Below are 22,714 nucleotides of genomic sequence, written 5' to 3'. Positions count from 1 at the left end.
GATCCTCTATTGAAACAATCAAGGAGGATAAGATGGCACTAACAATTTATCAAAACATCATGTCTTTGAATTCTCAAAGACACCTTAGCGGTACTCAATCCGCACTTAGCAAATCTCTCGAGCGTTTATCCAGCGGTCTTAGAATCAACCATGCAGCAGATGATGCTTCAGGTCTTGCAATCAGTGAAAAGTTGCGTGGCCAAATCACTGGGCTTAAGAGAGCAATAATGAACGCTCAAGATGGAATTTCAATGCTTCAAACTGCAGAAGGAGCATTAGAAGAAGTATCTTCAATGCTTCAAAGGATGCGTGAGCTTGCTGTGCAAGCATCAAATGGTACTTATACCACAAATGACAGAGTTGAACTACAAAAAGAGATTGAACAGCTAAAAGCAGAGATTGACAGAATTTCATCTGCCACAGAGTTTAATACTAAAAAACTATTAAATGGTGATGGAACAGCTCTTTGGTCAGCAAGCGATAATAAAATATCAGCAATTATAAGAGGCAATGTTCAAGAAGGAAATTATAAAATAACTATGGAAAATGTATCTGTAGGTAAAAATCAGGTTTTCCAAACCGATATTATGACAGTGCAAGAAGCAGAAAATGGAGTAACAATTACTCATAATCCATTAACGAGTAATGGCGTAGAAGAGATAAAAGATCTTGTTAGTAGTAATTCTGATAATATATATCGAGTGACTGTAGACGGTGCAACAACTGCGTCAGATGGTTATTATAAGGTTTCTACATATGATGGAGGGGATAACACGTTTGATTCGACAGTTGATGGTGATGTTATAGGTAATGCTTTAATCTCTACAAATGGTACTTATTATATAGAAGTTATATTTAATAATGATTTTGATGGGACAACACACAATAGTATAACGAATGATAGTAACGCAAATAGAAGTATACTTGGAAATGCATATATTAATATTTATAATTCAGATGGTACTGCATTTCAGACAGGAATTATTGCTAATATAGAAGATACCACTACATCTGATGGTGGTGGTAATGTTATTTTAAATATGAGCAATGTAAGTTCAGCTACAGGTGGAGCGATATCATTTAATAATATATTATTAGATAATAATGGAACTACACAGTTAACTATTAGTGCAGGGGAAAAAGTTCTTATTTCAGTATATAATGCATCTATACCAACAACAGCAACTGGTGGATATTTTGATGTGTATGCACCAGTTACAAGTGGTACCCCATCAAATCAAGTATTAAAAGTTACAGCGGATAGTGGATTAGCTAATTCTGAACATCAAATAGCCTTACTAGGGTTTGATACAAATGGTAATTTACAAACGACAGATTCTTTTATATTAAAGATTGGATCAGATTCTAATGGATTTTTAGATCCTGATGATGCAACATTTCAAGGTTATACTTTAAATCCTGGAGATGTTGCTAATGAAAATACTAAATTGAGCAATATCGCTAGGTTTATAGATGCTGATGGAAATAATCTTTTTGAGAATAAGCAAGAGCTTACAATTTGGGGAAATGGTAAATCAACAACAATTTATTTAGAGGCAGATGATACCGTAGCAGATTTAGAAAAGAAATTGACTGATGCTATAGTAAACGATCTTGGAATGGGATCTGATGATCCGACTGTCAATGAACATTTAGTGGATTATATTACAACAGCTGATCCAAATAGTAAATTTAGAACTGTTGCAGGTACATTTGTAATTCAAACTGCTATGGTTGGTGAGCAGGGTGAAATTGCATTTTCTGGTGATCAAAGGTTGATAAATGCTTTATCATTAGCAGAGGTGCAAAAGGCTGAAAGTAGCAGTGTAAAAGTTACAGTTTATGATGCAACTACAGGAGATTTAATAGGTAGTGATGAAACTGGGAATGATAGAGTTGATGGGGTAATTCAAGGTATTGAGCTACTTATAGATTCAAGGACAAGTGTAAATGCACAATTAACATCGACAAATGAAATTGAGTTTGTTGAGAATACAAATTTGTCTAATGAAGAGTTTTATTTACATGTAGTCGATAATTCTACAGATTTGCAGATTGGAGCAAATAAAGGGCAAGATTTATCAGTTTCAATTCCACAGTTAAACAGTAAAGGTTTAGGTGTTGATAAAGTCTGGGTTGTGTCTCAAGATTTGGCAAGGAGAGCGATTATAGATATTGATAATGCTTTAAGTAAGGTAGTTTCAATCAGAGCTACTATTGGTGCACAAGTAAATAGATTAGAACATACTATAAATAACTTGAATGTTGCTCATGAAAATATGACAGCAAGTGAGTCAAGGATTAGAGATCTTGATATGGCAGAGGAAATGGCTACATTTACTCGCTATCAAATTCTTTCTCAGTCAGGTATTGCTATGCTTGCACAGGCTAATCAAATACCTCAAATGGCTCTTCAACTACTTCAAGGATAATGAAAGGGGGCTAATATGGGTGCGTATCCATTAAAAGAAGTTGATACAAAAAAGAAAATGCAGCTCAATGAGCTATATAAGATGCTAAAAGATATGTTTGAATCTGGATTCTATGGCTCCATTGAGATAAAGTTTGAAGCTGGTAAAGTAACGATTGTAAAGAAAACAGAGAGTATCAAAATCTAAAAGAGGGCTTTAAGCCCTCTTTTTTTTGTAAAATATTAAAAAATAGTCATCGCGAAGAAGCGCAAGCTGACGAAGCGATCTAATGTATGACAATAAACTAGAGATTGCTTCACTTCGTTCGCAATGACAAAAGTGGTCATTACGAGGCGCGGTAACGACGAAGTAATCTCTTTTTTATTCTCTTTTCACATTTCCTATTTGCTACTTACGAAATACAGACTGGTTCGTCACTATTGTTCCTCGCAGTGACTAAAATCTGAGATTGCTTCGCTGACTCTCGCAATGACGGCTCAGCAGTAATTGCGAGGAGTGAAACGACGGAGCAATCACTAAAATAATTTAGCTTGATAAATTTTCATATTAAGCAGTATCCTTGAAAATTGAAAATGACTAATTTCTGCTCAATCAAAAATAAGTCTTGACTATTTTCGAGTAAAATATAAACTGGTAAATATGATAAGCAGGAATATTGAAGAATTTGTATTACAAATTTTAAATTCATACAATAAAATTTGTTTTATTAGTGGTCCCAGACAATCTGGCAAAACCACATTTTCAAAGATGATATTAGAGCGTTTTCAGCAGGGTTCATACATTAATTGGGATATAATTAACCATCAGAAAAAAATTATTAAAGATCCATACTTCTTTGAAAATGAAAATAGAGATCTACAAGAAAGATTTTTAGTAGTTTTTGATGAAATACATAAATATAAAGATTGGAAAAATTATTTAAAAGGTTGTTATGACGGCTATAAAGATGAGTTTAATTTTTTAGTTACAGGTAGCGGCAGGTTAGACCTTTTTAAAAAAGGTGGTGACAGCCTTTTTGGAAGATATTTTGCTTTAAACTTATTCCCTTTTACATTAGGGGAGCTTGAAAATAAAAAATTTATTTCCTGGGATGAATTTGAGCAAATATTATTAAATGGATTTGAGTTTAAAAGTTTTAAAACTACTTATGAGCAACTTTGGAACTTTTCTGGATTTCCTGAACCTTTTTTGAAAAATAATATAGAATTTTATAATATTTGGGCTAATGAAAGGAAGAAAACAGTAATAAAAGAAGATATCAGAGATGCATATTATATTAAAGATATTTCAAATATTGAAATTTTATCAACTCTTTTACCATTCAAAGTGGGATCACCTTTATCAATTAATTCTATTAGAGAAGATTTAAATGTAGCTTTTGATTCAATAAAAAAATGGTTATTAATTTTAGAGCAATTTTATTATATTTTTACAGTAAAGCCTTATAGTAAATCTTTGCCAAGAGCGATTAAAAAGGAAAATAAAGTTTATCTTTATGATTGGGTAGAAATTGAAGATAATGCAGCAAAATTTGAAAATCTTGTCGCTCTACATCTTTATAAAACAATAACATTGTGGACTCAAACTGGAAAAGGGAATTTTGATTTGTATTACCTTAGGGATAAAGAAAAAAGGGAAGTGGATTTTTTAGTTAATAAGGATAATCAGTTGCTTTTCTTGGTAGAAGTAAAGCTAAACGATACCGATTTATCTAAAAACTTGCTTTATTTTCAAGAAAAGTTGAAAGTTCCTTATGCAATACAGGTTGTTTCTAAAAGTGGTGTACTTAAAAAGCTTAAAAGAAATAATTATGTGCAGTACATGATTTCGGCTGATAATTTTCTTTATTATTTATTATAGAATTAATAAAATTGGAAGTCTTGTACAATTTCTGCTAAATATCCCAGATTTCTTTACTTCGTTCGCAATGACGGCTCGGCAGTCATCGCGAGGAGCGATAGCGACGAAGCAATCTCCAATATTAAATTTTTTCTAAAGTTTTTATGTGATTGTTCGATTAATAAAACAGGAAAATTGAATAAGCGGTACTGAAACATTCAGGCCGATGTGACTCGGATAGAGTTGCATCGGCCTTTTTTGTTTTGGTGCCAAAAAAGTTGAAAAGGGGGTGGTTGAAAAAGAGTTAGAAGTGAAAGGTGAGTGGTGAAGAGATTGCTTCGCTGACGCTCGCAATGACGTCTCGGCGGTCATCGCGAAGAAGCGTAAGATGACGAAGCGATTTCAAGTAAGACGTTGGAGTAGGAGATTGCTTCACATCGCTCGCATTGACAAAAGTAGTCATTGCGAGGAGCGGTAGCGACGAAGCAATCTCAAAAAAAATTTTAACGTAGAACGTTGAACTTAGAACGTTGAACAAAAAAAAACGGCAGGGAAGCCAAAAAAAACAAAACAAGGAGGTAGTGTTATGGCACTAAGAATTTACAACAATATTTCTTCCCTTAATGCACAAAGATACTTAGGTATCACAAACACTCAAATGTCAAAATCACTTGAAAGATTATCAAGTGGTCTTAGAATCAACCATGCAGCAGATGACGCATCTGGTCTTGCAATTAGTGAAAAATTGAGAGGCCAAATCAGCGGTCTCAAAAGAGCAAGTATGAACGCTCAAGATGGTATCTCTATGCTTCAGACTGCTGAAGGTGGTTTGCAAGAGATTCAAAGTATTGTACAAAGAATGAGAGAGCTTGCAGTACAGGCTGCAAACGGTACATATACTGCAAATGACAGAGCAGAGCTTCAAAAAGAGGTTGACCAGCTAAAATCAGAAATCAACAGAATATCTGCATCAACAGAATTTAACACCAAAAAATTGTTAAATGGTGATGCATCAGCTCTCTGGTCAGCAAGTAACAACAAACTTGAAGCTATTATCAAAGGTAAAGTAGCTGAAGGCGAATATTCTGTTTCTGTTACTGCTACTGCTGGTAAGAACTATATTTATAAAACCGATATTATGACAATTGGAGAATCAAATACTTATGGCAAGGTAGATAGTTCATCTGGAGCAAGTTGGAAAAATGCAGTAAAATCAATAGATAATATTAATGGATTTGAGTCAGGTTCAAGTGTAACGCTTAAAAAAGTTGATACAGATGGTACTGCAAATAGTGATGCTGCAGCTGTTTTAGGGTATACAGGTGGAGCAAATGTTAGTTTATCAGATAATGGTACTACATATGACGTAAGTGCTAGTGGATATTTAGAAGTTGAATTTTTGGCTGCTACTTCAGCATACGAAAATGACACTAGTACAAATAGTGGAACACAAATAAGGGCTGCTAATGCTGCAAGGGTTAGGTTTTATAATGCGGAAACAGGATATGTTAGTGATTGGGTAAATGTTAATTTGGAATACATTTCTGGTACTGGTGCAGCTGATACTAGTCCTGATACCGAATTTATTGAATTAAATAGTTCTTCTGGATTAACAACAGATGGTTCAAATAATTTGTTTTCAGCTGGTGGATTAAGGATAATTACTACAGATGATAATATTGGTGTAGGAGATAAAGTTGTAATTAGCCTATCTGATTATGATAAATCAGATAGTAGTACTGATATAACTGTGCAATATACTACATCAGGTAATCATCCTGAGGTTACATATGCTAATGCAATAAGTAGTACGTCTGAAAGTAGTGCAACTGTTTATGTAGGTAATTTTGATTCAAACTCGGGTGAATTTAATTTAAATAGCTTTAGATTAAACTTTAACCCAGTTACATCAATTACTAATAATGAAAATTTAGTTTTTACTGTTCTTGGTGAAGGAGATGTTGCAACATCTGCAACTAAACTAAAAGATATTCAAAGATTTGTTAATGATGATGGTAGAAACATTTTTGATAATACTCAAGAATTGACAATATTTGGTAATGGTAAGCAGACTACTATTTATCTTGAGGGTGATGATACTTTAGCAGATTTTGAATCTAAATTGGAAGATGCGCTTGTAAATGATTTGGAGATGGGAGATTCTTCTATTAAAAATGACTTAGTTTACTATGATACTACTGCAGGTACATTTAAAATCCAAAGTGGTTTAATAGGTGAAGACAGCAAGATTTCTTTCATCGGTGATCAAAAACTTATCGATGGTTTGTCCTTGACTACAATTCAAGAAGGTGAAAACTCTTCTTTAACAGTAAGTGTTACAAAAAATGGAGCTACCGTAGGTAGTGATACTGTAAATGATTATACCTTAAGAGGTGTAATTAGTGGTGTTGAATTGAGCTTTGATAAAAACTTGGGAGTTTCAGTTTCTGGAGATAGCAGCGGAAATCTTACTTTTACAGCTTCAAGCTCTGCAACTGAAATTGAATTGCATCTTGTTGATAACTCGACTGCGCTTCAGATAGGGGCAAATGAAGGGCAAGATATAAATGTAAGTGTTGCTCAAATTAATACAAAATCATTGGATCTTGACAATGTTTTAGTTGTTGATCAAGATTCTGCTCAAAAAGCAATTACGAAGATTGACAGAGCATTGGAGTTTATCTCTGGTGCAAGATCTACTATTGGTGCTCAGGTAAACAGGCTTGAGCATGCTATTACAAACCTTGACACAGCAAGGGAGAACTTGACAGCTTCTGAGTCCAGGATTAGAGACCTTGATATCGCTGAGGAGATGGCTCAGTTTACAAGGTATCAGATACTTCAGCAGTCTTCTACTGCTATGCTGGCTCAGGCTAATCAGCTTCCTCAGCTCGCTTTACAACTTCTGGGTAGGTAATAAAAGGATTGGGGCTTTTGCCCCTTTCCTAAAATAAAAGAAAGGTGGTGATGAGCTATGTTAGAGGCAGTAAAAAATTTAACAATTGCAACAGTAGATAAAGCATCATCAACCAGTGATGTAAAAAATACCCAGAAGGTTGTTGAGCAGAGTGCAAGGCAGCAGGCTCAAAAGCAGCAGGTGAGTGAACAGGAACTAAAAAATCAAGTAAAAGAGTTAAATAAAGCTCTCGATATGATGAATATCAAACGAGAGTTTGAGGTGGATAAAGACCTTGGGGAAGTGGTAGTAAAGATAGTTGATACCCAAGAAAATAAGGTGGTAAGGCAGATTCCACCAGAAGAAGTATTAAAGCTTGCAAAAAATATAAGAGAGATGGTGGGCTTGTTGTTTGACAAGACCACATAAACTTTTTAAGAGATTGCTTCGGCAACTTTTGTTGCTTTGCAATGACGGCTCGGCAGTCATTACGAGGAGCTGTAGCGACGAAGCAATCTCTTGTAACACATTGAATTGGAGATTGCTTCGCTTACGCTCGCAATGACAGCTTGGTGGTCATTGCGAGGAGCGTTAGCGACGAAGCAATCTCTCTTTTTATTAATTTAATTGATGATTTTTGAGTTTATTGTTAAAATAAAATTATGGAAAAGCAAGGCTATGTTTACATTTTAACAAATAAAACAAATACAGTTCTCTATACTGGCGTTACATCAAATTTAACTAAGAGAATTTATGAACATAGGACAGGTGCAGTAGAAGGTTTTACAAAAAAATATAATGTGAAGAAGTTAGTTTATTATGAAGTTTTTTCTGACATAGAAGAAGCAATAAAAAGAGAAAAACAAATAAAAGGTGGAAGTAGGGCGAAAAAAATAGCCCTGATAGAGTCAATTAACCCAAATTGGGAAGATTTGTATTATAAATTATTTTGAGATTACTTTGGCAGCTTATATTGTCTAAAAATGAACTTAAAGTGCCGTCATTGCGAGGGGCTTAAGCCCCGAAGCAATCTCTTTTTTATTTTCTTTTCACGTTTCACTATTCACTGTTCACGAACTACAGACTGCTTCGTCACTGCCGTTCCTCGCAGTGACAAAAACATGAGATTGCTTCGCTGACGCTCGCAAAATTTATGATAAGTTATTCATTGCTGATTTAAGCTTTTTTTGCTATAATTTTATTATGAATAAGGAATTAATTGAAAAATTAAAAAAGCTTAAACCTGTATTGAAGGAAAAATTTGGTATTGAGGAGTTTGCTGTATTTGGTTCACAGGTAAGAGATGATTTTCATAAAAATAGCGATATTGATATAGTTTTGATTAAAGTAGCAAAAAAAGATTATTTTAACAGACTAAAAGCAAAATATTTTTTAGAAAAAGTTCTAAACGTTAAAGTTGATCTTGGTTATTATGATAGTATGCGAGAGATAATTAAAGAAGAAATAAGTAAAGATATTTTTTATGTCTAAAAGAATAAAAGAATTATTTTTATTTGATATTTTAATTGCTGTATTGAAAATTGAAGAACATGCAAAAAGATATAAAAGTGCATATCAGTTGAAATTAGCTTATCATGATTGGGATTTTATAATAAGACAATTTGAAATTATTGGTGAATCAACTAACAAACTTATTAAATATTCTTATTTTTCTGATGATAAAAGAGAAATTGTTGATTTTAGAAATGTATTAATTCATGAATATTTTGGTATAGACCATGAAGAAGTTTGGGATATTATAAAAAATCATTTGCCGAAATTTAAAAATGAAATTTTGGCTAAAATAAATGAGCTAGATTATGAATTAAAGGAAAGACTGATAAATTCTCTCTTAAAAGAGTATGAGCATATTTCATTTGTAAAAGATGCACTTATTGCTTTAAAATAAAGAGTTTTTTAAACATTAAGTATTGAGATTGCTTCGCTTCGCTCGCAAAGACAAAAGATGTCATTGCGAGGAGTGAAACGACGAAGCAATCTCTTTTTTTATGTTCTATAATCGGCATTTATTTTAACATAGTCATAGGAAAAATCACATGTGTAAACTGTTTTGGAAAAAGTCCCAATTTTTAAATCTATTGTTATTGAAAAACAATCTTTCTTCATAATCTCATAAGCCTTATCTTCTAAGTCCTCAGATATCAAAAGGCCGTTTTCAACATATTTTAAATTGTCAAAATAGATATCCACTTTATCTTCGTCAAAATCTATTAAGGATGAACCAATAGTAGCCATCAATCTTCCCCAGTTGGGATCAGAACCAAAAAACATAGTTTTGCAAAGGGGTGAATTTGCTATTTTGAAGGCACATCTTTTAGCATCTTCATAACTTTTGGCATTCTTAATATTAATTATGACAAATTTTGTTGCTCCTTCTCCATCTCTTACAATCATTTGTGCAAGGTCTAAGCAAACTGCTTTTACCGCTTCTTTAAAAAGCTCCAAATTTTCACCATGATTCACAGATATGCCGCTCATCCCGTTTGAAAATAGAAAAACAGAATCGTTTGTACTCATATCACCATCTACTGTGATACTGTTAAAACTTTCTTCAACAGCAAGCCTTAAAACTTCATCCTGTATATCTTTATTGACAAGGGCATCGGTAGTAATAAAAGCCAGCATTGTAGCCATATCAGGAGCAATCATCCCAGCGCCTTTAGCTATACCACCTACCACAAATGCCCCATTTTCAGTTTCTACCAAATAAGCTGATTTTTTTATTACTGTATCAGTGGTTAGGATTGCTTCTGCTAAATTATCATCGGTATCGTCTAACTCATTTACTATTTCATTTACATACTTAAGCATCTTATTTACAGGTAATTGTACACCGATAACACCTGTTGAAGCCATCAATAAAGATTTGTTATCAATTTGTAGTCTATTTTCAAATTCGCTACATATCCTTTTAGTATTTTCCAAGCCTAATTTTCCGGTGCAGGCATTAGCATTGCCACTATTTATCACAATTCCAAAAAATTCACTTTTTTCTGAAAGAAGCTGTATATCATAAATAACTGGTGCGGCTTTTACTTTATTTTTCGTAAAGGTTGCAGAAACTACTGCTGGGACATCACTAACTAAAATTCCAAAATCCTTTTTCCCACTTTTATTCCCCTTGATATCAGCGCAAATTGCTGATGATTGATAACCAAGAGGGGTTGTTACTCCACCGTGATTAATTTTCTTCAAGGTTTCCTCCTATATTTCAAAATGTATCAAGGGACCTCGCCCATGACCCAAATTTAAATTTTTCGCTTTTAACATAGATTTTATCAAAAATTCTTTAGCTTTTCTAATTGAAATTACTATGTTTTCACCTTTGGCTAAGTAGGCTGTAATAGCAGAAGATAGTGTGCACCCTGTCCCGTGAGTATTTTTTGTTTTTATTTTATCAGAAATAAAATATTCGTAGCTTCTTCCATCGTAAAGCATATCAATCGCTTTTTCATTTTTTAAATGCCCACCTTTTATGAGCACATATTTAGCACCTTTAGCAAAAATAATTTTAGCTGCTTTTTCCATATCTGATATCGAATTAATTTCTAATCCGGTTAAATACGAAGCTTCATCTAAATTAGGGGTGATTAGAAAAGAACCCTTTATTAGTTCTTCAAAATTGCCATCAAATAATAATGTCCCAGTAGAAGATTTTAGCACAGGATCTAAAATAAAAGGGCATCTCTTCTCTTTTAGATAGTCAATTGTAAGTTTTGCAATGTCAGAAGTCGCAAGCATCCCAATTTTAGCAAATTTGATATCAAAGTCACTAAAAAGGATGTCGAGTTGTTCTTTTAATAGATTTAGAGAAACAGGATGTACATTTTTTACCTTTGTAGTGTTTTGAACAGTGATTGCAGTGATTACTGTCAAACCATAAACTCCAAGAGCGGAAAAGGTTTTTAAGTCAGCTTGTATCCCTGCGCCACTGCTTCCATCTGAACCAGCTATTGATATAACCACAGGTAAATTATGAGCCATTATGTATAATTACCTCATATCTATTTTCACCAAGGATATTATCTATCTGTTTAAAAAAAGCTAAAGTTGGTGAAACCTTAAAATCTTCATCAGCTTCCATAATAACTTTACCTTTTGCTGGAACATAAACTTCAAAAATAAGCTTTTTATCCCCTTTTTCTCTGTAAACAACACTTTTAATTTCTTCACAAAGGTTTTTATTGAAACCTGTTGCTGTGATTTTTAATTTTATACCATCGATAAGTTTAATAAAAGCTTCTTCAATACCGTAAATTTCATCAGCTACAATAGAATAAGTGTCATCTTTGTAATTTACTACCCCTTTTACAATTATTATGGCATCTTCTACAAAGTGTCTTACATTTTCTTTGTAAAGTTTTGGAAAAACAACTACATCCATTGTCCCATCTAAATCTTCTAAAGTTACAAATGCCATCCTTTCATTTGTTTTGGTGATATAATTTTTTACATCTTTTACTATACCACCGACCATTACAGAATTATTTTCATCAATAGGTTCTATGTCGCTGGATCTTTTTGTAAAAATATCAAGTATATTTGAATAATTGACTAAAGGGTGATTGGTGAGATAAAATCCTAAAACCTCTTTTTCAAATTTTAAAAGCTCATTTTCAGGCATCTCTTCCACATCTGGATAAAATTCATCATCGGTTTCAGTTATTCCATTTTCTTTTAACAAATCTTCAATGGTAATAACTCCTACATTTTTAAGCTGCTGTTCTTTTTGAGCTCTTTCCATAGCTTCGTCTAATACTTGTAAAAGTTGTCTTCTATTTTTACCAAAGGAATCTAAAGCTCCAGCCTTGATTAAAGATTCTAATACTTTTCTGTTTACAGTTCTTAAATCAACTCTTTTACATAAATCATAAATACTTTTAAATTTTCCATTCTTTTCTCTTTCGTTTATGATTTCATCTATTGCACCAAAACCTACATTTTTTATAGCTCCAAGTCCAAATCTTATTGAATCTCCGCTAATAACAAAATCTTTATAAGATTCATTGATATCAGGTTTTAAAACCTTTATCCCCATCTTTTTACATTCATCTATAAAACCAACTACTTTATCCCCTTTTTCAAGTTCATTTGATAAAAGTGCTGCCATATATTCAACAGGGTAATGAGCTTTAAGATATGCAGTCTGATAACTTACCATTGCATAAGCTGCTGAGTGACTTTTATTAAATCCGTATTCTGCAAATTTTGCCATTAAATCGAAAATCTCTGAGGCTATTTTTTCATCAAAACCTCTTTTTACAGCACCTTCTATTCCAAGTTTTTCATCACCATAAAGGAATATCTCTCTATGTTTTGCCATCTCTTCAGGTTTTTTCTTACCCATTGCTCTTCTAAGCAAATCCGCACTTCCAAGTGAGTATCCAGCAATAACTTGAGCAATTTGCATTACCTGCTCTTGATAGACGATAATTCCGTAAGTCTCTTTTAATATCTCCTCTAACTCTGGTAATGGGTAAGTAATCTCTTGAAGACCATGTTTCCTCTTTACAAAATCATCAAGCATCCCACTACCAATAGGGCCAGGTCTGTAAAGAGCTACTAAGGCTATTATATCTTCAAAAGTTGTTGGCTTTAATTTTTTGAGAAGGTTTTTCATCCCGCTACTTTCAAGCTGGAATACACCTGTTGTCTCTCCACTTGATAAAAGTTCAAAGGTTTTTTTGTCATCTAATGGGATTGAGGATATATCAAAATCAGGATCTTTTGTTTCTCTTATTAGTTTAGATGCATAATCAATTACTGTAAGGTTTTTTAAACCTAAAAAGTCAAATTTAACTAGCCCAACTTTTTCAAGTGTATCCTTTTCAAATTGAGTTACTACCTCATCATTTTGCCCCTTACAAAGAGGTACATATTCTACTAATGGTTTATCAGCGATTACCACACCTGCTGCGTGCATCCCTGCGTTTCTCAGTAAACCTTCTAATTTTAGTGCATGATCTAAAAGCTCTTTTCCCTTTTCTATACTTTCTATGTTTGGCTTTAATTCTGGATCCATTTCCAGCGCTTTTTTCAAAGTGAGGCCTGGCTTTTCAGGGATCATTTTAGCTATTTTGTCCACAGTTTTCAGTGGAATTTCCAGTGCCCTTCCAACATCCCTTATAACACCTCTTGCAAGCAATTTACCAAAAGTGATGATTTGAGCTACTCTATCATGCCCATACTTATTTCTCACATAATCAATTACTTCTTCCCTTCTGTTCATACAGAAGTCAATATCAAAGTCAGGCATGCTTTTACGCTCTGGGTTTAGAAATCTTTCAAAAAGTAGATTATATTTTATAGGGTCAATATCTGTAATCCCTACGGCATAGGCTACAAGAGAACCAGCACCAGAACCTCTACCAGGGCCAACTGGTATTTTATTTTTCTTAGCAAAGTTTATAAAGTCCCAAACTATTAGATAATAACCGTCATACCCTTTTTCGTGTATTATTTTAAGTTCGTATTCTAATCTTTCGTAATATTTTGAGTGTAATTCTAATGGCACTTTTGCAAGTCTTTTATGAAGCCCTTCTTTTGCGATATGTTCTAAATAGGTTTTTAAAGTGTATCCTTCTGGGACATCATATACAGGAAGATGCAGCTCACCAAATGTCATTGAGACATTACATCTTTCGGCAATTTTAACAGTGTTTATTAAAGCTTCTTCAACTTCATTAAAGGATTTCCACATTTCTTCGGGTGATTTTACATAAAGCTCTGATGAGTGAGAATCTCGTCTATTTGGGTCATTTAAAGTTTGCTGATATTGAATACACATCAAAACTTGGTGAGAGCTGTAATCCTCTCTGTTTAAAAAGTGGCAATCGTTGGTTGCTACAAGTGGTATCCCCGTCTCTTTGGATATCTCAATTAGCTTTTTGTTTACTAATTTTTGCTCTTCGATCCCATTATCTTGGATTTCTAAAAAGTAGTTATCTTTACCCATTATTTCAGCATATTCCAATGCTGCTTTTTTCGCTGATTCATAATTTTCTGTTAAAATTTTTCTTGCTGGCTCACCAGCAAGACAGGCTGATAATGCAATTAATCCTTTGGAGTGCTCAGCAAGTAGCTCTTTATCAATCCTTGGTTTATAATAAAAACCTTCAAGATGTGCTTTTGAAACTAAGTATTGGAGATTTTTTAAGCCTGTATTTGTCTGGGCTAATAGGACTAAGTGATAATTTTTATCCTCTTTTTTATCATAATTCTTATTAAATCTCGAATCAGGGGCAACATACACTTCACAACCGATTATCGGTTTTATGCCGTGATTAAAAGCTTGATTATAAAAATCCACGATACCGTACATTGTCCCATGATCAGTAATAGCTACTGCTTTACTACCGTTTTCTTTTAGTTTTTGCATTAAATCAGAAATATGTATAGCACCATCAAGGAGAGAATACTGAGTATGTAGGTGGAGATGGACAAAATCTTTTTTCATTATTCAATCTCCACAGAAATTTTGATTTTATTAATATTTTCAAAAAATTTTAAATTTCTAACTGTATTAGTTAAGATACTTTTTAAAACTTCATCACTACAATTAATATCAATGTCTATCTCTTTTAAATTACTAATATGTAATATGTATTCTGCAACCGCTTCATAATCATTTAATAGAAATTTTTTAACATCAATATTTACTTTACTATCTGTAATAACCCCTATTAAAGATTTATCATTAAAACAGAGAGGGTCTTTTTCATTACCTAATCTATATATTTCAAATTTTGGGATATTACTTTTTTTATAACCTTCTGTTAGTATAATATCACAGTCTCCAAAATATTTTAGGACTAATTCTTTGATGGTTAAATCTCTATCTGTATCTACTACAGTAGCAATCTTTTCTTTGGATGAGATTAAAACCTGCTTTGCACCAGCATGTTTTAAACGATAGGAATCTTTACCTGGCTTATCAATTTCGAATTTGTGAGCATCATGTTTTATGGCACCAACTTTTAACCCTTTTTTTACAAGAATAGGTATAAGATTTTCAATAAAAGTGGTTTTTCCACTTCCCGAGCTCCCTACAAATGTAAATAGTGGTGGAAAAATTTTATTCATATTAACTCCAAATCATGTATAATTATTTTTAAAGATGGTGATAAAGGTTATAATTTTAGATGAGAAACATATCAAGCATAAAATTTAAAACAGAGTTATTTCTATTATTTTCGATAAGTTGTGGCTTGTTATATAAATTTTTTGTTTTTAAAAAAAGTTTTATTTATCTATTATTTTATTTATTATTAATTAGTTATGGGTTAAGATTTTTTGTCAAAGGCAAGATTTATATTATTTTCTTGGGACTTATTATATTTTTTAATTTGTTTAGTCCAAAAATTCACTTTGTTGATAGCAGTAATAAAATTTATTTTGATGATGCAAAAAGAAAAATCCCGAAAGTTGAACTAAAAGGTGGTGAAATAATTTTTGGCGACATAAATAAAGATTTTAAAGTAATTAAAATTCCTATAATTACAAAGATTTTAGAGAAAAGAAATGAGATTTGTAGAAAACTTTTTATCCAATCAGCAGGAAAGACTACAATTTTACAAGCAGCACTTTTTGGAAATAGAGATTACTTGAGCAATGAAATAAAAGATATTTTTATTATTACTGGGACATATCATTTATTGGCAATTTCGGGATTGCATGTGGGGCTTATAGCTTCTTTGATTTATTTTTTATTTTCTTTTTTACCAGTGAAGTTTAGATATCTGATGGTATCGTTTTTTTTGTTGATTTTTATTATCTTAACAGGGTTTAAGGTTACAGTAATTAGGGCTTCTTTATTTGCAATTATTATTTTGACGGCACTATTTTTAGATATTAAAACAAATATTTTGAAGTTAACTATATTTTTATGTGCTTTTTTTATACTGTTATCCCCAAATATATTATACGATTTATCATTTATACTATCCTTTTCTGCAGTATTGGGGATAATTTTAGTGGCGGAAAGATACAAAAGATTTTTGTTTATACTGATACCTTTAGCAGCAACAGCTTTTACAATGCCAACAATTTTATACTCTTACGGTAATTTTAACTATCTTGGTGTTGTTAATACATTTATCATGCTACCTTTTATTTATTTTTTATTAATTCTTGGATTTTTCCTACCTATAGGCGTAGAAAAAATAATTGCACCAATAACTTTGGTTGAAGAAGCTATACATAGTGTGGGAAATTTTTTATATCAGATAAGTTATAACTTTTTTGTATTAAACAAAATAGATATATTTGTTTTGTTAATATTGGTTTTATTAATTTTTTTATTTTTTGTTTATAGAAAAATATGGTTTGTTTTGTTGATATTTTTAATCCCTTTTATAAATTATAGCCCTCGAGATATCGTGATATTTCCCAATATGATAAGGTCTAAGGGGTTTATTGATTTGAGAGAACCATCACAGATATATTTTAAAGGGTTTTACAATGATTTTAAGTATAAGTTTTTGCTAATTGTAGCCAAATATAATAAGAAAATTTTTGAAAAAGGCAGTATTTATATCTATGATGGGAAAAATTACTACTTGAAATATAGGGATTTTAAGATAGATAATATCTGTATTAATAATGAAAACTCAGATTGTGAGATTGTTTATATGACCAGGTCAAACAGTATCAAGAAATTTGATAATAATAAGTGGTACATAACTTATAAGAATAGAAAAAAGTCTGATAACATAATTGAGCTTTATAATAAAAAATGTGTAACTTTTCTTCAAAAGGGGATAAGCTATGATAAAAGTTTTTGTCAATGAAAGAGTTTACGAATTTAAAGAGGGGGTAACACTTTATCAGGTTAAAAATCTTATTAAGCCTGATGCTGATGTCCTTATTTATAATGGGCATATTGTAAACTATGACTTGGTATTACAAGATAGTGATAGGGTTGTATTAATAAAAAGAGGTGAAAAACCATCAAAGGATGAGTTAGAAGCTTTGATGATGGCAAGACATACACCAGGTGTTCATGAAAAATTAAAAAAAGGGAGAGTGGCAATAGCAGGGCTTGGTGGTCTTGGTTCAAATATTGCTGTTTCATTAGCAAGGATGGGTGTTGGATTTCTAAGATTGATAGATTTTGATGTAGTTGAGCCATCAAATTTAAATAGGCAGTATTATTTTATCGATCAGTTAGGTATGAAAAAAACAGAGGCGTTGCATAGCACTTTGTTAAGGATTAATCCTTATATTACTTATGATATGGTTGATGTTTTGATAGATGAGAATAATATCAAAGACTTATTTGATGATGTAGATGTAATAGTTGAGGCTTTTGATAAGGCAGAAACAAAAGCTATGCTTATTAAAAGGTGTATGCAAATTTTCCCCGAAAAAGTTGTTATAGGGGCAAGCGGTGTAGCAGGAGTTCATGATACATCACTATTAAGGATTGAAAGGATTGGTAAGAATGTATATATTGTTGGCGATTTTGTTAATGAAGCAAGACCAGGTGAAGGGCTAATGGCTACAAGAGTTGCAGTTGCAGCCAATATGCAGGCAAATCTTGTTGTTAGGTATTTACTCGGTTTATTAAAACAGTAGAGGTGTCAAATGAAGATTAAAATAAACGGGCAAATTAAAGAGGTTGATGGTAGCAAGAGTATTGCAGCACTAATCAATGAATTAAATCTAAATGCTGATAGGATTGTTGTAGAATATAATGGGGAAGTGTTAGATAAAAGTGAGTATGATTCCACATATTTAAATGAAGGTGATGTTTTAGAATTGATTCAATTTGTTGGTGGTGGTTAATGAAAAAATTTATTTTCCTTTTTATTTTTTTATTATTTGTGATTAATTCTTATTCTTTGACAGTATTATCTGTAGCTGATTATAAAGATTTAATTAAAAGACAAAACACAAAAGTTATTGTATTGTTTTGGGCTTCATATTGCCCTTTTTGTAAAAAAGAGATTAAAAATTTATCGAAAAATATTGCTATTTTTGATAAATACAAAACTAAAATTATATTGGTCTCAATTGATAAAAGATTAGAGGATGCATTGCAATCTTATAAAGCACTCAATGTTGAGTTTCCACTATATTTGGCTTCAAAGGATTTGATTGATCATTTAAATGTTAGATTAGTTCCTATTACTGCGACATATAATAAAATGGGTGAGTTAATAGATATTGCTCCAGGTTATAAAACTGTAGATGAAATCCTTGAAATGTTGGAAGACTAAATTAAGATTTAATCCTTTTTTAAGACAGCAGCAAAAAAACCATCTCCATCAGATAAATGAAATGGGGTGTAAAAGAAGTTATCAATAATTGATTCTTGATAATAGATGGGTTTCAAAAGTTTTATATTTTCATGTTTTTTTAAAATGTAATTAATATTTTCTTGACCTTCCTCTTTTTCTAAAGAGCATACGCTATATATCAAAATCCCACCATTTTTTAATAAACTTACCCCCTTTTCTAAAAATCGTTTTTGAATTTTGGACATTTTGTTGATATCTTTATCGTTTTTAAGCCATACAACTTCTGGATGTTTTCTTATAGTCCCAAGGGCTGTGCAAGGTGCGTCTAATAAAATGAGATCGTATTTTTCTACAGTTTCATATTCTAAAAAATCGGTTAAGCAGGTATTTACATTGTTCAAATTAAAATTATTGATATTTTTTTCTAAAAGTTGGATCCTTTCTTTTGATATATCTATAGCAGTTATTTTAGCATTTGGATACTTTTTAGAAAGTATAATAGTTTTTCCACCAGGTGCAGCACAACAGTCAAGAATTTTTTGAGGGTTATTTGCATCAAAAAGTTGTGGGATTTTTTGGGAATTAATATCCATTGGATAATATCGTTTCTTATCAAAATCTTCGAAGTATTTAGTAGTTTTTAAGGTTTTTATATCAAGAAGGTAGTAATCAGGCTTTTTTTGTATCGAATATAAAAAGTTTTCAAAATCTTTTTTAGTATCAAAGTTTTTTTTCCATCTATCAATGAAATATTCTGGGAAATCTAAATAAATCGAATATTTCTTAAGTAATGTATCTTTTTCAGATGAAATTTTTCTTAAAATGGCATTGACTAAAGATTTTTGCCCCCCTTTTACAAGTGCGACAGATTCGTTTACAGCTGCATAATCAGGGATATCGTCCAAAAACAGTATCTGAGAAGCACCTAAAATAAGAGCTGCTATTGATTCTATAGGTGTTTCTTTTTTTAAATAATTTGTTAAAACCCACTGAATAAAACCTAAGTGCTTAAAAGTTTCAAAATAGATTTTTCTATAAAATTTTCTATAGGGTGAATCATAAAAAAAATCCTCTTTTAATTCACCTTTAAAAAAAGAAAGGAGGAGGTTAAAAAGCCTCCTCCTATTTTTATCTGGCATAGGCCATTTGTTCTAATCTCTTTATTCGCTCTTCAACAGGTGGATGGGTAGAAAAAAGATTTAATATATTTCTACCAGAAAGTGGGTTCATGATAAACATATGGGCAGTAGCTGGATTAGCATCCATAGGTGCAGCTTGCACACCATAAGCTATTTTCCTAAGAGCGTTAGCAAGAGCAAGAGGTTTGCCTGTCAGTTTTGCACCTCTTTCATCAGCAAGATATTCTCTAGATCTTGATACTGCCATCTGTATCAAAAATGCTGCAATTGGAGCTATAATCATTGCTATAATTGCTGCAAAAGCACCACCGGGATTTTCTTCATCATCTGATCTAGCACCACCGAAGATGAATGCCCATCTCGCCCAATCTGCAAGCATCATTACAGCTCCAGCAATGCTTGCTGCTATTGTGGAAATAAGAATATCTCTACCATAGATGTGGGCAAGTTCGTGCCCTAAAACCCCTTCTAATTCATCTTCATCAAGCAATTCTAATATACCTGTTGTTACAGCTACAGCAGCATGATTTGGATTTCTACCTGTAGCAAAAGCATTTGGGGTAGGGGACTGAATGATGTAAATTTTTGGCATAGGTAGTCCAGCTTTTTGTGTCAATCTTCTTACTATGGCATACAGTCTTGGGGCTTCAGTTTCTGTTATCTGTTTTGCTCTATAAAGAGATAGTACAATTTTATCACTGAACCAGTAAGAAAAGAAATTCATCCCTAATGCAAAAATGAAAGCTATCATCATCCCTGTTCTACCGCCTAATAGCCCTCCGATGAATATAAATAGCAAGGTTAACAACCCTAAAAGTAGAGCTGTTTTAATCGTATTTAAGTTCATATTTTAGACCTCCTCAAATATATAGTTTGTAATCCAATAATAAAGATATAAATTTTGTTGTTTAGTTCAATGGGTATTAGTTAATTTAATACCATTTTCAAGCTTATAGCCTGCTAAAAATGCAGATGCTTCCATCCTCTTTTTCCCTTCAAATTGCAATTCTTTAATGAGTAATGCGTTGTTTTTACATTTTATTTTAAAACTCTTCTTTGTTACATCAAAGATAGTGCCAGGTTCTAAATTACTATTATTTTCTACAACATCAGCATTAAATATTTTTAACATTTTATTGTTTAAATAAGTGTATGCAGTTGGCCAGGGTTGTAAACCTCTAATTTTTCTCTCAATTATAACAGCATCTTCATTAAAATCTAAAAGTCCATCTTCTTTTTTTAGTATAGGTGCATAGGTTGCCTCTTCATCATTTTGTTTTGTAGGTGTTATAGAGTCAAATTGTTTAATGGTTTTAATCAAAAGATTAGCACCAACAACAGAAAGCTCATTTAACAATTCTAAAGCGGTTTTTTTATCAATTTTAGTTTCTTCTTTTAAAAGTATATCACCTGTATCAAGTCCTGTGTCCATAAACATTGTTGTTACACCAGTTATTTCTTCACCATTTATTATTGCCCAGTTAACAGGTGCAGCCCCTCTATACTTTGGTAGAAGTGAAAAGTGAACATTTATAGGTGCTTTTTTAGGAATTTCCAATATCTCTTTTGGTAATATCTTCCCATAAGCTACAACAACAAGAAAATCTGGGTTATAGGATTTGATTTTTTCATAAGCTTCAGGGTTATTTTTTATTTTTTCAGGCTGATACACTTCGAGTTTGTTCTCTAACGCAAATTCTTTTACTGGGGGTGGAGCAAGTTTTTTGCCTCTACCTTTTGGTTTATCTGGCTGGCATACAACCAAACTAACATTGATATTATTGTCTAATAATGCTTTTAAAGTAGGCACAGCAATTTCGGGTGTTCCCATAAAAACAACATTCATATCTTTTGCTCCTATTTTGATTAAAAATGGGGGGAGAACCCCCATTATGCAATATTAAAAAATATATTCTTCTTCGGAAAGTCTTTTTGCTACTTCGTCAATTATCCTTTTTTCATCATCTAAATCTTTTGCTTCAAAAGTTACTGTAAATCTTAAATAATGGCCAGCATCATCCCAAGGTACAGATGATATTAACTTTTCTCTAATTAAATAATCGCAAAACTCCTCTGCACTGCTAAATGTTCTTCCACTTTTTGTCCCTTTTGGAATTTCAAAGTATAAGTAAAATGTTCCTTTTGGTTCATTTACATAAAAACCTAAATCTTTTAAAACCTTTGCAAGGGCATTTAGTCTTCTTTGATATTTTTCTCTTACATTATCAATCAATTCTGGATGTCTCAATGCGTAAGCTGCAGCTTTTTGTATTGGTATAAATTGACCAGAATCGTTGTTATCTTTTACAGTTGCAAAAGCCTGCACAAGGAGTTCATTTCCACATACAAAAGCCATTCTCCATCCAGTCATATTATAAGATTTTGATAAAGAATGAATTTCTATTCCTACATCTTTAGCTCCTTCTACTTCTAAAAATGAAGGTTGTCTTTCTCCGTAGGTTAGCTCAATGTAAGCTGCATCATGTATTACAGCTATATTATTTTCTTTTGCAAACTTTACAACTTTTTCAAAAAACTCCTTTGGAGCTAAAGCACCAGTGGGATTATTTGGATAATTTAAATATAAAATTTTTGCTCTTTTTTTGATATCTTCAGGGATACTGTCCAAGTCAGGCAAAAAGTTATTTTCTTTGGTGAGAGGGAGGTTGTAAACATCTCCACCTAAATATTTTGTGATTGTTCCAGTTACGGGATATCCTGGTACAGTCATGAGAGCAATGTCACCAGGATTTATAAGGCAAAATGGTATCATAGCAAGTGCAGGTTTTGAACCAATAGCATGATTTACCTCTTTTACAGGATCTATATCAACACCAAATCTTTTTTTCATATACTCTGCAGCCGCATCTTTAAACTCTTGAATTCCATTGTCAGCATAAAATCTGTTCTCTTTTTTAGTAGCTTCTTCCTGTAATACTTTGACAATACTCATATCTGCCATATCATCTGGTTCACCTACACCAAGATCGATTAATTCTTTGCCAGGGTTTGCTTCCATAGCTGCTCTTTTAGCTCTTTTTATCTTTTCAAATTTGTAAATTTTAGTATCTTTACCAAACATTTTTCCGCCAAGTCTTTCAGCAATTACATTTTCCATAAACTCTCTCACCTTCATCCTCCTTTATT

20 protein-coding genes are annotated in these 22,714 nt (G+C 32.2%); 12 read left to right on the top strand and 8 right to left on the bottom strand.

Annotation, left to right across the window (positions count from 1 at the left end; all coding sequences use genetic code 11):
- Positions 1 to 32 precede the first annotated feature (32 nt).
- The 8 genes from OWM07_RS03835 (at position 33) to OWM07_RS03800 (ending at position 9,076) form a co-directional block, all read left to right on the top strand.
- Positions 33 to 2,432, top strand: coding sequence for a flagellin N-terminal helical domain-containing protein (locus tag OWM07_RS03835; protein ID WP_423302350.1), 2,400 nt, complete (start codon positions 33 to 35; stop codon positions 2,430 to 2,432).
- 15 nt (positions 2,433 to 2,447) lie between these two features.
- Entirely contained in the window at positions 2,448 to 2,618 is a 171-nt protein-coding gene (locus tag OWM07_RS03830) for a hypothetical protein (RefSeq protein ID WP_423302349.1), read from the top strand.
- A 453-nt stretch (positions 2,619 to 3,071) separates the two neighbouring features.
- Entirely contained in the window at positions 3,072 to 4,292 is a 1,221-nt protein-coding gene (locus OWM07_RS03825; protein ID WP_423302348.1) for an ATP-binding protein, read from the top strand.
- 565 nt (positions 4,293 to 4,857) lie between these two features.
- Positions 4,858 to 7,188, top strand: coding sequence for a flagellin N-terminal helical domain-containing protein (locus OWM07_RS03820; protein ID WP_423302347.1), 2,331 nt, complete (start codon positions 4,858 to 4,860; stop codon positions 7,186 to 7,188).
- A gap of 57 nt (positions 7,189 to 7,245) precedes the next feature.
- Positions 7,246 to 7,596, top strand: coding sequence for a flagellar protein FlaG (locus tag OWM07_RS03815; RefSeq protein WP_423302346.1), 351 nt, complete (start codon positions 7,246 to 7,248; stop codon positions 7,594 to 7,596).
- A gap of 233 nt (positions 7,597 to 7,829) precedes the next feature.
- The gene (locus tag OWM07_RS03810) at positions 7,830 to 8,120 is read left to right on the top strand and encodes a GIY-YIG nuclease family protein (protein ID WP_423302345.1); all 291 of its coding nucleotides are present in this window, start codon (positions 7,830 to 7,832) and stop codon (positions 8,118 to 8,120) included.
- Between the two features lie 250 nt (positions 8,121 to 8,370).
- On the top strand, positions 8,371 to 8,658 hold the full coding sequence (locus OWM07_RS03805) for a nucleotidyltransferase family protein (RefSeq protein WP_013008714.1): 288 nt from the start codon (positions 8,371 to 8,373) through the stop codon (positions 8,656 to 8,658).
- Entirely contained in the window at positions 8,651 to 9,076 is a 426-nt protein-coding gene (locus OWM07_RS03800) for a HepT-like ribonuclease domain-containing protein (protein WP_423302344.1), read from the top strand. Before OWM07_RS03805 ends, OWM07_RS03800 begins: the two co-directional genes overlap by 8 nt.
- A 98-nt stretch (positions 9,077 to 9,174) precedes the next feature.
- Here OWM07_RS03800 and argJ read toward each other — a convergent pair whose 3' ends face one another.
- The 4 genes from argJ to mobB are packed head-to-tail and all read right to left on the bottom strand — an operon-like array spanning position 9,175 to position 15,270.
- Positions 9,175 to 10,383, bottom strand: coding sequence for a bifunctional glutamate N-acetyltransferase/amino-acid acetyltransferase ArgJ (gene argJ / locus OWM07_RS03795; protein ID WP_423302343.1), 1,209 nt, complete (start codon positions 10,381 to 10,383; stop codon positions 9,175 to 9,177).
- A 9-nt stretch (positions 10,384 to 10,392) separates the two neighbouring features.
- Positions 10,393 to 11,172 (bottom strand): bifunctional hydroxymethylpyrimidine kinase/phosphomethylpyrimidine kinase, encoded by a 780-nt coding sequence (thiD, locus tag OWM07_RS03790; RefSeq protein ID WP_423302342.1) that lies wholly within the window; start codon positions 11,170 to 11,172, stop codon positions 10,393 to 10,395.
- Positions 11,162 to 14,644, bottom strand: coding sequence for a DNA polymerase III subunit alpha (locus OWM07_RS03785; RefSeq protein WP_423302341.1), 3,483 nt, complete (start codon positions 14,642 to 14,644; stop codon positions 11,162 to 11,164). The genes thiD and OWM07_RS03785 overlap by 11 nt, the downstream gene beginning before the upstream one ends.
- Positions 14,644 to 15,270, bottom strand: a complete 627-nt coding sequence (mobB, locus tag OWM07_RS03780; RefSeq protein WP_423302340.1) for a molybdopterin-guanine dinucleotide biosynthesis protein B — start codon at positions 15,268 to 15,270, stop codon at positions 14,644 to 14,646. The genes OWM07_RS03785 and mobB overlap by 1 nt, the downstream gene beginning before the upstream one ends.
- A 263-nt stretch (positions 15,271 to 15,533) precedes the next feature.
- On the opposite strand from mobB, the gene OWM07_RS03775 reads away from it, so the two are divergent.
- The 4 genes from OWM07_RS03775 to OWM07_RS03760 are packed head-to-tail and all read left to right on the top strand — an operon-like array spanning position 15,534 to position 18,407.
- Positions 15,534 to 16,976 carry a ComEC/Rec2 family competence protein gene (locus OWM07_RS03775; RefSeq protein ID WP_423302339.1) on the top strand — a complete coding sequence of 481 codons (1,443 nt, stop codon included), beginning with the start codon at positions 15,534 to 15,536 and terminating at the stop codon, positions 16,974 to 16,976.
- Complete coding sequence (thiF, locus tag OWM07_RS03770) at positions 16,954 to 17,763, top strand: sulfur carrier protein ThiS adenylyltransferase ThiF (protein ID WP_423302338.1); 810 nt, start codon at positions 16,954 to 16,956, stop codon at positions 17,761 to 17,763. The genes OWM07_RS03775 and thiF overlap by 23 nt, the downstream gene beginning before the upstream one ends.
- A gap of 9 nt (positions 17,764 to 17,772) precedes the next feature.
- Positions 17,773 to 17,973: a sulfur carrier protein ThiS gene (gene thiS, locus OWM07_RS03765; protein WP_423302337.1), complete on the top strand. Its 201-nt coding sequence runs from the start codon at positions 17,773 to 17,775 to the stop codon at positions 17,971 to 17,973.
- Entirely contained in the window at positions 17,973 to 18,407 is a 435-nt protein-coding gene (locus tag OWM07_RS03760; protein WP_423302336.1) for a TlpA family protein disulfide reductase, read from the top strand. Before thiS ends, OWM07_RS03760 begins: the two co-directional genes overlap by 1 nt.
- An 8-nt stretch (positions 18,408 to 18,415) precedes the next feature.
- Here the strand turns inward: OWM07_RS03760 and OWM07_RS03755 are convergent, their stop codons facing one another.
- The 4 genes from OWM07_RS03755 to OWM07_RS03740 all read right to left on the bottom strand — a co-directional run bounded on the left by OWM07_RS03755 (position 18,416) and on the right by OWM07_RS03740 (position 22,697).
- Entirely contained in the window at positions 18,416 to 19,567 is a 1,152-nt protein-coding gene (locus tag OWM07_RS03755; protein WP_423302335.1) for an RsmB/NOP family class I SAM-dependent RNA methyltransferase, read from the bottom strand.
- The gene (htpX, locus tag OWM07_RS03750; protein ID WP_423302334.1) at positions 19,557 to 20,414 is read right to left on the bottom strand and encodes a zinc metalloprotease HtpX; all 858 of its coding nucleotides are present in this window, start codon (positions 20,412 to 20,414) and stop codon (positions 19,557 to 19,559) included. The genes OWM07_RS03755 and htpX overlap by 11 nt, the downstream gene beginning before the upstream one ends.
- Before the next feature lie 66 nt (positions 20,415 to 20,480).
- Positions 20,481 to 21,413, bottom strand: a complete 933-nt coding sequence (gene fmt, locus OWM07_RS03745) for a methionyl-tRNA formyltransferase (RefSeq protein ID WP_423302333.1) — start codon at positions 21,411 to 21,413, stop codon at positions 20,481 to 20,483.
- Positions 21,414 to 21,467: 54 nt separating this feature from the next.
- Complete coding sequence (locus OWM07_RS03740; protein ID WP_423302332.1) at positions 21,468 to 22,697, bottom strand: LL-diaminopimelate aminotransferase; 1,230 nt, start codon at positions 22,695 to 22,697, stop codon at positions 21,468 to 21,470.
- Positions 22,698 to 22,714 lie beyond the last annotated feature (17 nt).

The organism is Deferribacter thermophilus (assembly GCF_049472675.1).
In the GTDB taxonomy this organism is placed as follows: domain Bacteria; phylum Chrysiogenota; class Deferribacteres; order Deferribacterales; family Deferribacteraceae; genus Deferribacter; species Deferribacter thermophilus.
The sequence above is the reverse complement of the archived record's forward strand: the minus strand, read 5'-3'. Positions and strand labels throughout refer to the sequence as shown.